Source organism: Arsenophonus symbiont of Ornithomya chloropus (genome assembly GCF_964026495.1).
Lineage (GTDB): Bacteria > Pseudomonadota > Gammaproteobacteria > Enterobacterales > Enterobacteriaceae > Arsenophonus.
Genome location: NZ_OZ032148.1, coordinates 775,398 through 788,838, shown reverse-complemented (window position 1 = coordinate 788,838; position 13,441 = coordinate 775,398). Strand labels below are relative to the sequence as shown.

Annotated in this window: 8 protein-coding genes and 1 tRNA gene; 4 read left to right on the top strand and 5 right to left on the bottom strand. The window is 22.0% G+C overall.

Going from position 1 to position 13,441, the window contains the following annotated elements:
- Nucleotides 1-125: 125 nt before the first annotated feature.
- From ubiB to rmuC, 3 genes are all read right to left on the bottom strand, one after another.
- A complete protein-coding gene (gene ubiB / locus ABNS14_RS02950; RefSeq protein WP_348666223.1) occupies nt 126-1,766 on the bottom strand; it encodes a ubiquinone biosynthesis regulatory protein kinase UbiB in 1,641 nt (546 codons plus the stop codon).
- 591 nt (nt 1,767-2,357) lie between these two features.
- Nucleotides 2,358-3,098 (bottom strand): bifunctional demethylmenaquinone methyltransferase/2-methoxy-6-polyprenyl-1,4-benzoquinol methylase UbiE, encoded by a 741-nt coding sequence (gene ubiE, locus ABNS14_RS02945; RefSeq protein ID WP_348666221.1) that lies wholly within the window; start codon nt 3,096-3,098, stop codon nt 2,358-2,360.
- An 85-nt stretch (nt 3,099-3,183) separates the two neighbouring features.
- A complete protein-coding gene (gene rmuC / locus ABNS14_RS02940; RefSeq protein WP_348666219.1) occupies nt 3,184-4,515 on the bottom strand; it encodes a DNA recombination protein RmuC in 1,332 nt (443 codons plus the stop codon).
- A gap of 1,395 nt (nt 4,516-5,910) precedes the next feature.
- Here rmuC and trkH point away from each other — a divergent pair.
- From trkH to ABNS14_RS02920, 4 genes are all read left to right on the top strand, one after another.
- Entirely contained in the window at nt 5,911-7,362 is a 1,452-nt protein-coding gene (gene trkH / locus ABNS14_RS02935; protein WP_348666217.1) for a Trk system potassium transporter TrkH, read from the top strand.
- Between the two features lie 24 nt (nt 7,363-7,386).
- Nucleotides 7,387-7,911, top strand: a complete 525-nt coding sequence (gene hemG / locus ABNS14_RS02930; RefSeq protein WP_348666216.1) for a menaquinone-dependent protoporphyrinogen IX dehydrogenase — start codon at nt 7,387-7,389, stop codon at nt 7,909-7,911.
- Nucleotides 7,912-8,648: 737 nt separating this feature from the next.
- Nucleotides 8,649-8,724, top strand: a tRNA-Trp gene (locus ABNS14_RS02925).
- 598 nt (nt 8,725-9,322) lie between these two features.
- The gene (locus ABNS14_RS02920) at nt 9,323-9,955 is read left to right on the top strand and encodes a Fe-Mn family superoxide dismutase (protein WP_348666215.1); all 633 of its coding nucleotides are present in this window, start codon (nt 9,323-9,325) and stop codon (nt 9,953-9,955) included.
- Between the two features lie 442 nt (nt 9,956-10,397).
- Here the strand turns inward: ABNS14_RS02920 and trpS are convergent, their stop codons facing one another.
- Nucleotides 10,398-11,444: a tryptophan--tRNA ligase gene (gene trpS, locus ABNS14_RS02915; protein ID WP_348666214.1), complete on the bottom strand. Its 1,047-nt coding sequence runs from the start codon at nt 11,442-11,444 to the stop codon at nt 10,398-10,400.
- A 217-nt stretch (nt 11,445-11,661) separates the two neighbouring features.
- Nucleotides 11,662-12,342: a ribulose-phosphate 3-epimerase gene (gene rpe / locus ABNS14_RS02910; protein ID WP_348666213.1), complete on the bottom strand. Its 681-nt coding sequence runs from the start codon at nt 12,340-12,342 to the stop codon at nt 11,662-11,664.
- Nucleotides 12,343-13,441: the final 1,099 nt, after the last annotated feature.

Genomic DNA, 13,441 nt, shown 5'->3' with positions numbered 1-13,441 from the left:
TTTATGAAGATTATTTTTTATGCTTTATTTTTAAATTTAAAATAGTAATGTTTAAATTATGTATAATGAATCATAAATTAATAAATTTGTTTTTTTATTAGAAATTTTATAAATATGTATTTGAATTAATCTATTTTTCTTATTTTATACAAACCTATACTCCATGAAATTATACTAAAAAACATTAAAATTATAGCACTGATTTTGAAATGAAAAATTTGTAATACAGTTCCACATAATAAAGAAGTTGCACCTATACTAAATAAATAATATTTTTCGATTTTTTTATTATTTTGTTTTTTGAATTGAAGGTGATATTTTTCAAGATTATCTTGTAAAGATTTATGTTGGTTAAGTGCTTCGTACAACAATTTAGGGATTTCTGGTATTGTATTTGTATAAAAATTAGGCGTTTGTTTTTTAAATGCATTAATAATACTTACTAATCCTATTTCTTTTTGAATCCATTTTTTTAGGAATGGTTTTGCAGTCTTCCATAGATCTAATTTCGGATATAATTGTTTTCCTAAACCTTCAATATATAATAAAGTTTTTTGAAATAAAATTAATTGAGGTTGAATTTGCATATTAAAATGACGTGCTGTTTTGAATAAATGAAATAAAATATGACCAAATGAAATTTCTGATAATGGTTTTTTAAAAATAGGTTCACAAACTTCTCTAATAGCAAATTCAAAATCATAAATATCAGTATTTCGTGGTATCCATCCTGAATTAATATGTAATTCAGTTATTTTTCGATAATCACGATTAAAAAAAGCAATAAAATTTTCTGCTAAATAAAATTTATCTTTTTGATTTAATGAACCTACGATGCCACAATCAATTCCTATATATTTTGGATTTTTTGGATTTTTTTTACTAATAAAAATATTTCCAGGGTGCATATCAGCATGAAAAAAACTATCACGAAAAACTTGGGTAAAAAAAATATTAACTCCTCGTTCAGCTAATATTTTCATATTAATTCTTTGTTTTTTTAATGCATGGATATCAGAAATAGGAATACCGTAAATACGTTCCATGACCATAATATTTTTACTGCAAAAATCTAAATATACTTTCGGTATGTAAAGTATTGAACTTTTTTTGAAATTACGTTTTAATTGAATAGTGTTGAATGCTTCACGTAATAAATTTAATTCATTGATTAATGTTTTTTCATATTCTTTGATAACTTCCTTTGCTCGTAGATTTCTGCTACTAGATATAAGTGATATCCAATTAGATAATTTATATATTAAATGAAGATCAGCTTTAATGGTTAATAATATATCTGGTCTTATAATTTTAATAACAATTTGTTTTTTGTTTTGTTTTAATTTTGCTGTATGTACTTGAGCTATAGATGCTGAAGCTAATGGAATTTCATTAAAATCTTCAAACCAATTTTCAATGGAGCCACCTAATGATTTTTCAATATGTTGACGTGCTATTTGACCATTAAAACTGACAACATTGTTTTGTAAGAGTGCTAATTGATCAGAAATATTTTCTGAAAAAAGATCACGTCTAGTAGATAACATTTGACCAAATTTAATCCAAATTGGTCCTAAATCTTGTAAAGCTAAACGTAATCGTTCACCAAATGATTTATTTTTGTGTTTATTAGATAACCAAAATAAACAATAAAATAGTAGTTTTAATGGTAAAGTACATTTAATTTTTGGAATAATTTCGTCTAAACCATAATTTAAAAATATACGTATGATAAAATAAAACCGTTTGAGTTTTCCCGGTTTCATGTTTTTTCTCCAATTTTTGGTAAATCTTGTTTTTTATAATATTTTTTGTTAATTTTTTAATCTTATGATCGAATTTTTTATTAAAATATATTTTATTTTTTATATTAATAAATCATATAAGATGTTTTTATATTTAATAATTGATGTTTTTTAATATTTTTTATTATCTAACTATTTTTTAGAAAAAATCATAAAAACAGAAGAAGAATCAATAAAAAACACTGTTTTTTAGTAAAAAGTGCATGAAAAATTATAAAATATTTATAAAAATACTTTATTTAATCAATTTAAAAAAATGTTTAAAAATATTTGAGATATCATGATCAAATATGTATATATAAAAATATATTAAAGGATTTACTATATTTTGATCATAATATAAATATGTATTTTTTATTAAAAAATTTTTTATTTCTTTAAAAGAAAAGATATTAAAAGTATTTTTTTATTGCATTTTTGATAATTTTGATTATTGTTAACATTATTCTTTTTAAGAATACTTATTTTTTATTTGAATAAAATATTATTTGTATATTACAATATGATTATAATTTATTTCTTTAAAGTATTTTTTAATTACAAATAAATATATTAATCTGTAAATTTAAACCCTCTATGTAAGGCAACAATGCCTCCTGTCATATTAGTATATGAAACTTTTTTAAATCCAACGAATTCCATCATTTTTTTTATTGTTTTTTGATCTGGATGCATCCGAATTGATTCTGCTAAATAACGATAGCTATCAGCATCTTTTGTGATTATTTTTCCTAGAGATGGTAAAAAAATAAAAGAATAAAGATCAAAAATTTTTTGTACAAATGGAGAAATAGGTTTTGAAAATTCCAGTACTAATAACCGACCTCCTGGTTTTAATACTCTAAACATAGATTGAAGAGCTTTTTTTTTGTTAGCAATATTACGTAAACCAAAAGAAATACTAATACAATCAAAGTAGTTATCTGAAAAAGGTAATTCTTCAGCATTAGCTTGAATATAATAAACATTACCAATTATACCTATATTACGAAGTTTTTTTCTCCCTATTTCTAACATAGAACTATTAATGTCTACTAAAATAATTTTTCCTTTGTGACCAATTATTTTTGAAAATTTAGCTGTTAAATCTCCAGTACCACCAGCAAGGTCTAAAATAAATTGTCCTCGGCATGCTCCACTTGTTTTTATTGTAAAATTTTTCCAAATTCTATGTATACCAAATGACATTAAATCATTCATTAAATCATATTTACTTGCTACGGAATGAAAAACAGTTTCTACTATATTATTCTGGTTATTTCTATGAAAATTAAGATATTTTTTTTTCTTCATTTTATTGTTTGTTATATATTGATTATTTTATAATAATAATTGCTAATATTTTTTATGCATGATTTTTATTGTATAAATTTTTAATTTATTCGTTAAACGTAGCCTCGATTGGACGTTTAACTTTTATTCCTAATTCTTTTAAAGTTTCAGCTTGATAGATTAAATTACCTTTTCCTTCTGTTAATTTTTTAATAGCTGATTGATAATGAATTTGTGCTTTTGTTAAGCTTTGACCTATAATTTGCATATCATTAATAAATAATCTAATTTTATCATACATTTTTGCAGCGCGATCTGCAATTAATTGGGCATTTTGACATTGTTTTTCATAACGCCATAAATTATTAATTGTACGTACAGCCACTAATAAAGTTGAAGGGCAGACAAGTAAAATATTATTTTTTAATCCTTCATCAATTAATTCAGGTGCTTTACGTAAAGTAATTAAATAAGCAGGTTCTAATGGAATAAACATTAAGACATAATCTAGTGTTTTTAGTCCATTTAATTCATGGTATTCTTTTTTTCCTAGTTCTTTGATATGATTTTTAACTGAAAGGATATGTTCTCGCAATGCAATAGTTTTTTCTTCTTCATTTTCACTATTAAAGTAACGTTCATAAGCGGTTAATGACATTTTGGCATCTATAATAATGTCTTTGTTTTGTGGTAAATGAATAATTACATCTGGTTGATAATGATGATTGTTTGTATTATTGTTTATCCTAACTTGAGTTTGAAATTCATAGCCTTCTCTTAAACCTGAATCTTCTAGTATGCGAGAAAGAATAGTTTCGCCCCAATTTCCTTGTATTTTATTATCACCTTTAAGAGCTTTAGTGAGATTGGTTGTTTCTTTTGTCATTTCCGCATTTAGTTTTTGCAGTCGATGAATTTCATGTATAAGTGTATAACGTTCTCTTTCTTCTTTACTAAAACTATTATTTATTTGATCACGAAAGGTTTCTAATTGTTCGCGAAATGGTCTTAATAGTGTAATCAAATTGTGATGGTTTTGTTCAGAAACTCTGCGTTCATTTTTTTCAAAAATACGATTTGCTAAATTTTCAAATTGGATATTTAAACGTTCTTCATGATTAAATAATAAACGTTGTTTTTCTGCAAAAGCACATCGTGTTTCTTCGAGTCTTGTCATGACTTCTTGTAATTTTATTGCTTGATTGTGATTGATTTTTTGTTGTGATTTTAATTCTTGAATGAGGTTTTCACACTTAATTTTCCATTGTTCTGAATTAGCAATTTTTTCTTTGTAATTAGTTTTATAAATAGTATACAAATTTTGTAATTTTATTTTTTTTTTGTTGATTTTTTTTCTTGTGTAGAACAGCAATAAAATACTACTAAAGAATATTCCTGTAAAAAATCCAATTATTGCGTATAATAAGTGAACATTCATGTAGAATTCCTATATTAATTTGTTTATATATTAAATATTTAAAAAATAAATATTTTTTAAGAGAATAATATTTTTTTATCTCTTGTATGCAACGGGTATTGTAAATTAAATTATTATTTTGTAATAATTTTTATTTAAATATTTAATATATAAATATAATTTGAAGAAGTGTATTCTTCTTATTTTTAAAATACAATTATATAATTTAATATTAAAATATTTTTATATCATGAAAACATAAAAAATAAAAATTACTTACTAGTACATTATATATTGTGTATTTTATTTTTTTGTGCAAAATATTATATAGAAACTATCATATAGTAGTTAATGAGCATAATTAATATAAATGTGATGAATTCAATAAAGAAAATCTGTAATTGAAATTATCTTTGATTGTAAAAATGTTAATTTTTTAAGTGACGATTATTTTTGTAGTTTTTTTTTAAATAATTTTATTTTTTAAAATAAAAATTTTATGATATTTTTAAAAATTTTGTCGGATCATTTAAGTTAAGTATAAAATTTTTTGACATAATAATTAATATTTTGAATTATATTTTTTATTTTAATGATTATCTTAATTATTATAATTATTTTATATAATAATTTTTTCTTTTTCAGTTTATTTTATGATTAATGAGTATTAGTCTATAGTTCATGATAATAATTTTTCTGTATTTTTTAAAAAATATATTAACAAATAATTTTTTTATGTTATTTAGTATTTTTAATGTCTGATTTTTTTATTTTTTCAATTTCACATGTAAAATTTTATATAAATATATTATTCTATATTTAGAAAACATTGTTTTATAGCACTATTATGCATAATAATGATGAAATTTATCCGTCAATATAATGATATTTTTGTAGAAAAATATTATATAAATTTTGAAATCTTTTTTAGTATAAAAATATGCTAAATACATAAGATATATAAAATCCATAAAGATAATCCATAAAGATCATAAATAGAGTTTAATCTATTTCGTGTAGATTTTTATTTATATTTCTGCTTTTATCATAAAGCATATTTTTTATGTAAATGATTTTTATGATTATGTAAATATATACAAATCTGATTTTGATTATTAATCAAATCATTGCAAATAATAATAATTTTTTTGGTAATATCATAATAATTTTTAATAAATTATTTTTTAATTAAAGGTTGATTGAATTATTAAAGAAATAAATTTAGTGATTAATATATTTAATAAATATTACTGAATATTCATGTAATCAATTAAAAAATTTTATTTTTTATGTTATTTTTATAAATTCAAATACATTGTTAATGATAAATTATTTGTTTAGTAATTTTTATTAAAATAAAATTTTTATTAGGAATAATAAGATGAATATTAAAGCTTGATTCTCAAGGAATCCTTTATGCATTTTCGATCTATTATTAGAATTGTTGGACTATTAGTTGTCTTATTTTCTTTTACGATGATTATTCCAGGAATAGTAGCATTAATCTATCGAGATGGTGCAGGAGGTGTTTTTGCTCAAACTTTTATCTTATCATTAAGTATAGGCATATTGTTATGGATACCTAATAGAAAAAGTAAATATGCTTTAAAATCTAAAGAAGGTTTTTTGATTGTCGTATTATTGTGGACAGTATTAGGTAGTGTAGGTGCTTTACCTTTTATTTTTTCAGATCAGCTTAATCTTTCTATCACAGATGCTTTTTTTGAATCTTTTTCTGGTTTGACGACCACTGGGGCAACAACATTAGTTGGATTAGATCGATTACCAAAAGCAATACTTTTTTATAGACAGATGTTACAGTGGTTAGGAGGAATGGGAATTGTCGTTTTGGCAGTAGCTATATTGCCTTTATTAGGTATAGGTGGTATGCAACTTTATCGAGCAGAAATGCCTGGACCAGTAAAAGATAATAAAATGCGTCCAAGAATTGCAGAAACTGCTAAAACACTTTGGTTAATATATGTTTTGTTAACTATAATATGTGCATTAGCATTATGGAGCAGTGGGATGGATATTTTTGATGCTATTGCACATAGTTTTTCTACTATAGCTATTGGTGGATTTTCTACCCATGATGCAAGTATTGGTTATTTTGATAACCCTTCTATTAATATAATTGTTGCAATTTTTTTGTTAATTTCAGGCTGTAATTTTGGTCTTCATTTTATTTTTTTGTCTGGTCGTAGTTTTGGAATTTATTGGCATGATTTTGAATTTAGAGTGTTTATAGGTTTTCAATTAGTTTTAATTGTTATTTGTGTTTTTGTGCTTTTGTATTATTCGGTTTATGAATCATTTTTAGAAACATTTAATCAAGCATTTTTTCAAGTTATTTCTGTAACAACAACAGCAGGTTTTAGTACAGATGGTTTTGTAAATTGGCCAATTTTTTTACCAATATTATTGCTTTATGCTTCTTTTGTTGGTGGATGTGCTGGATCAACTGGGGGGGGATTAAAAGTTATTAGAATTTTATTATTATTTTTACAAGGTTCACGTGAACTAAAGCGTTTAGTTCATCCCAATGCTGTTTATAAGATTAAATTAGGTTTTAGAATATTGCCTGAATGTATCATTGAAGCAGTTTGGGGTTTTTTTTCTGCTTATGCTTTGGTTTTTGTAATTAGTTTATTATTATTAATAGCAACAGGAGTAGATGAATTTTCTGCTTTTTCAGCAATTGCTTCAACATTAAATAATTTAGGATCTGGATTAGGAATAGTTGCTGAAAATTTTACTAGTATGAATTCTATAGGAAAATGGATTTTGATTTTTACTATGTTATTTGGAAGATTAGAAGTTTTTACTGTACTTGTGCTTTTTACTCCAACATTTTGGCGGGAATAGTTATTGCTTAAAATAGGTAATATTATGAGTTATTTATTAATATATTCAGGAAAATATGGTCAAACTAAAAAAATAATATTTAAAATTTCTGAATATTTAAAGCAAGTTAATAAACCATGTGATGTACAAGATTTAAATATTATGAAAAAGTGTAATTTTTCTAGGTATTTGAAAGTATTAATTGGTGCTTCAATACATTATGGTCGTTTTAATCCTGCTTTTGTAAATTTTGTTGATAAGTATCAAAAAGAATTGAATATCATGCCAACTGCATTTTGTGGAGTAAATTTAACAGCAAGAAAACAAGGTAAAGATAGAACTGAAACAAATATTTATATGGTTAAATTTTTATCAAAAATTTCTTGGAAACCAACTATAACCACTGTATTTGCAGGTGCGTTGTGTTACTCTGATTATACATGGTTTGATCGTATTATGATTCAATTTATTATGCGTCTTAGTAATGGAAAAGCAAATTTTAAAAAAAATATTGAATATACAGATTGGAAAAAAGTAGAAGATTTTGCAAATCAGTTTAGTAGACTATAGTTAAAATGCATTTTTTCTTATTTGTTTGTATTTTTTCTGTATTTTCTTAATATGTTGTTAGATCATCATTTTTTATGATGTGCTTTGATAAATAAAAATAGTAATTAATAAATTATGTATTTTTAATTAATTTATGTAAAATTTTGTTTTTCAAAAATTTTTGTTTATTTTATTAATTAATTAGCATAATGAATGCTTTTTAAATTTTGAAAATTATATTTTTTTTTAAAAAAATATCTCTTAATATAAGAGCATTTAATGATATTTTTTATAAAAACTATTGTTTAATATTTTATAGATTATTTGATTTGATTATAAATATTAATTGAATAATATTAAATAATAAAGAATTTAAGATACTTATTGCAGATGCAAATATTGCATAAAATAAAAAATAAAACAAGTATTATTTGATGAAGTAATTTAAAAGTTATAGTATAAAAAATCTAAAATATTTTTATAATTAATACTAAAATATAATTTTTGATTTAAAATATTTTTTATGTTTATGTATTCATTAAATATATTTTAAATTAATTAGTTAAATAAATTGTTTTTTGTTTGTATATTTCTTCAGAGTTTTTGTTTTTTAAGATTTTTTATAAATATTTATGCATAAAAATCATATATTAAAAAATAACATGTAAAACAATTTTAATTTATTAAATTAATTAATATATTTTTTATATTTTTACATATTTGTTTTTTATTATATAATAGGGGCATTATTATATAATAGGGGCATAGTTCAATTGGTAGAGCGCCGGTCTCCAAAACCGGTGGTTGGGAGTTCAAGTCTCTCTGCCCCTGCCAAAAAAATTATTAATTTTTATTTCGATGAATATTTGTTTAAAAATTAAAAGTATAATTTTTATTATTATAAAAACATAAAAAACAATTTCAATTAATATTAAATTTTATATACTTTTTTTAAAGCGTAGAAAATATTAAGAATAGTAATTCTTTATTTAGTCATTTAGTAAATGATATATTAAAAAATATACAAATTAAGAATTATATATTTTTTTGTATAATAAATATTAGGAATATTCAAATATTTTATAAATAGAATTAATTTTTTAATCATTCTTAATTTAGAAATGATGATTTTATTTTAGATCTTGTTGATTTTTTGTAGTAATTTTGCTATAAATTCTTATATTATTTTTTTGTTTTTTAAAATTGCTAAAATAAATTATATTAAAAATACTGTATAAGTATATTTATTATAAAATAAAATACTTTATAAGTCTTAGAAATAATAATTAAATATAATTGATTATTTAGTATTTATGTTAGTTTTTGTGAAATATTTTTTCTGATGTATTATATTTGATGACAATATTTTTTTGTGTAAGCGATTATTTAGACTTTGAATAGTTTTTATAAAAAAACATAGGAGTTATAATTTATGAGTTATACATTACCGGATTTACCATATAAATATTCTGAACTTGAACCATATTTTGATGAGAATACAATGAGGATTCATCATAAAAAACATCATCAAGCTTATATTGATAATACAAATGATGTATTAAAAACGTTTCCTGAGTTAGCTAAACTAGATATTGATGATTTAATACAAAATTTAAATAAAATTCCAGTCAATAAACGTACTTTTTTAAGAAACAATGCCGGTGGACATGCTAATCATAGCATATTTTGGAAAGGATTAAAAATAGGCACTATACTTCAAGGAAAATTAAGATATGCAATTGAACGAGATTTTGGTAATCTACAAAATTTTCAAAATAGTTTTGAAAAATATGCATTAAGTCGTTTCGGATCCGGATGGGTATGGTTAATATTAAGATTAGATGAAAAATTAGAAATTGTTTCAACAGCTAATCAAGATAATCCATTAATGGATGAACCAGTTTCTGATATTTTTGGTTTTCCAATTTTAGGTCTTGATGTTTGGGAACATGCTTATTATCTGAAATATCAAAATCGACGTGCAGAATATATTAAAGCTTTTTGGTCAGTAATTAATTGGGATGAAGCTGAAAAACGTTTTATAAAAAAAATTAATGAACTCTAACTTTTTGTATTTTTTTTGATTTAGTGATTAGTGATCAAAAAGTGATTAATTTTTCATTAAAATAAAAATAAAATTATATTGATTAATAAATTTAACAAAAAAGTTATGATAATATCAATAAGTAAGTAATTTTTTTTTTATAAAAAAAAATTTACGTTTAAACTTTTTTGTTAATAAAATATTAAAAAATTTTTTAAAAATAAATATTTGTGCATTATTATCAGTTTCTGTATATTTCAGATAAAAAATAGCTAAAATATTTATTTAATTATAATATGTTTTTTCTATACTAGATATTTTCATCTTAATCATTTTTATTTTTGTATATTTGTTTTGTTTGTTTTTTGTGTTTTTTGTGATTGATCTCAAGAGATCATAAAATACTTAAATCATTTTAATTTTAAATTTTTATGCACTGATAGAAAAAATATGAAAATGTTTTTTATTTTGTAAAATTCATGAAACCGATTGCTTCATAAACTTTACTTAAGGTGATTCGCGCTTTATTTTGCGCTTTTATAGCTCCTTCTAATAAAATATTATTTAATTTTTTTTCATTATTGCGAAATTCATAAAAGCGATTTTGTATTTTGTATAATATATCATTAATAGCTGTAGCTACATCATTTTTTAAATCCCCATAAAGTTTTCCAGAAAATTGTTTTTCTATATCTACGATAGAAGTATTTGTAATTCCAGATAAAATCTCTATGAGATTGGAAATCCCTGGTTTTTTTTCTAAATTATGATAAATTTTTGGTGGTTGTTCAGAATCTGTAATAGCTAGTTTTATTTTTTTAATAGCGTATTTAGGATTTTCTAATAAAATAATAATATTATTATGATTATTATCTGATTTTGACATCTTTTTTTTTGGTTCTTGTAGGGACATAATTTTAGTACCTGTTACATGCATAAAGGGATCTGGTACTGTAAATATTTTACCATAGATGTTATTAAAGCGTTTAGCAATATTACGACTTAATTCTAAATGTTGTTTTTGATCAATACCAACTGGTACTTTGTTTGTTTGATAAAGTAAAATATCCGCTGCCATTAATATTGGATAATTAAATAATCCAGCACTTATATTTTTAGAATAATGCATGGATTTGTCTTTAAATTGTGTCATTCTTTTGAGTTCACCAAAATAAGTGTAGCAATTTAATATCCAATGCAATTGACTATGTTCAGGAACGTGGGACTGTAAAAAAATAATACTTTTTTTAGGATTAATTCCGCAAGCTAAGTATAAAGCTAATGTATCTAATGTATTTTTTCGTAATTCTGTTGGATCTTGACGAATTGTAATTGCATGTTGATCAACAATGCAATAAATGCACTCATAATTATTTTGTGCTTCAACCCATTGTCTTATTGCTCCAATATAATTACCAATAGTTAATTTTCCGGATGGTTGAGTTCCACTAAATATAATAGGCTTTTTGATATTGGTTATTTTTTGTATAACTGATACAGGTATATTCATATTAATTATTTAATAAGCGTTTGTAACATATAATTAAAAAATTATAATATATTTTTCAAAATATGTAATGAAGAATCAATTTTTTGTTTTTTAAAAAGATATCAAAAATGTTATTAATTATTTTATTAATTCTTTATTTTAAAATTTATGTATAATTTCATAAACATTGGTTTTTTATTTTTTTTGTATATGAATTTTTAATTAATGAAGCTAATTTTTATGAATTTTTAATTAATGAAGCTAATTTTTTACGCATAGAATTAATGACAAATTTATAATTTTGTTGTTTAAAAATAGCAGAACCTGCGATAAAAGTATTAGCTCCTGCATTTGCAACATGAATGATATTATCAATATTTATACCACCATCAACTCCTAAGTAAATATTATAATTACTATTATCAATTATTTTACGAACATGGCGCAACTTATTTAAAGTTCCTGGAATAAAAGTTTGTCCACTAAAACCTGGATTTACCGACATAATCAAAACCATATCTAATTTATCTATTACATAATCTAAATAATTTAATGGTGTTGCTGGATTAAAAGCTAAACCTGTTTTACATCCATTATCTTTAATTAATTGTAATGTTCGATCAATATGTTTAATAGCTTCAGCATGAAAAGTAATATAAGTTGCACCTGCTTTGGCAAAATCAGCAATGAGTCTATCTACTGATTTCACCATTAAATGTACATCAATTGGAATAGTGATCCCATAATCTCGTAATGCTTTGCATATTATTGGCCCAAATGTTAAATTAGGAACATAATTGTTATCCATGACATCAAAATGAAGCATATCTGCTCCAGCTTTAACAACTTTTTTAACATCTTCACCTAAACATGCAAAATTTGCAGACAGAATAGAGGGAGCAATAAAAAATTTTTTCATTATTATCTCCGATATTTTTTATCTTTTAAGTGTTTTATCATTTCAATCATAATAAATTTTTAATAGTTCATTTATTTTTTGCAAGTAAGGCTGTCATTGTTAATTATTTTTTAACTGGAATTAGATTTGATTTTATCTGATGATATCATGCTATTTTCATAAGAGTATTATGATTTTATATTAAAATTAATATTTCTTCTATTAATAATAAGAGATAGGGAGTTTTTAGTAAATATTATCATTTTGCTTTTTATTTTTTTTAAAAAATTATATATAAAATTTTTTATAAAAGAAGCTTTTTTAAAAAGTGCTATAACAAGAAAGGTAAATTATAATAAATAATAGCACTTTTATTGAAAAGTGATAATGTTTTTTGTTTTTTTTAGGAAAAATACAATTTTTCTTCAGAAAACTAAGATTTTTAATAAAATCTAAATGTGATTTTGTATTCTTTTTTGAAATGTTTAAGCAAAAGAAAATCATAACAATGATGATTTTAAGATATAAAAATAATTTGTTACGATTTTAAGGGTTCTTTGATAGATTGAATTTAGTACGTAAATAAAAAAGATTTTAGCTGTATTAAATTTTTTATTAAAAAGTGGATTTTTAAAGAGTAGATTTGTATGCTGTAAATTTTTTAGTTGGATATTTTAGTGTATTATATTAATTAATCAAAGTATTTTTAATGTTAACTAATATATAAGTATTGTAACTTGTATTTAAAATACATTGCACTTATTCAAAAAAAATCAATTAGAAAATTACTTTTTGGTAAATATTTGTTGAGTATTTCAATTATGAAATATTTATTATCAGTCAATTTCAGAAAAGCATGTTTTTTCTTTTTTTGAATTTTGTTTTATTATGAAAATTTTTGTAGTGTTTGAAAAAAGGTTATTATTTTTTGATCCTTTTTAAAGATATAATTTGTTATAAAACTTTATTTTAATAAGTAATAAAATGTTTAAAATATTTTTTATATAGTTTAAAAAAAAGAGCATAAAAAAATTAAATTAGAAAGACAATTTGAACTTATGATATTTGATTATTTCTTAAAATAGATTTTAGAAAAATTTTTTTATGATTTCAAGCAATT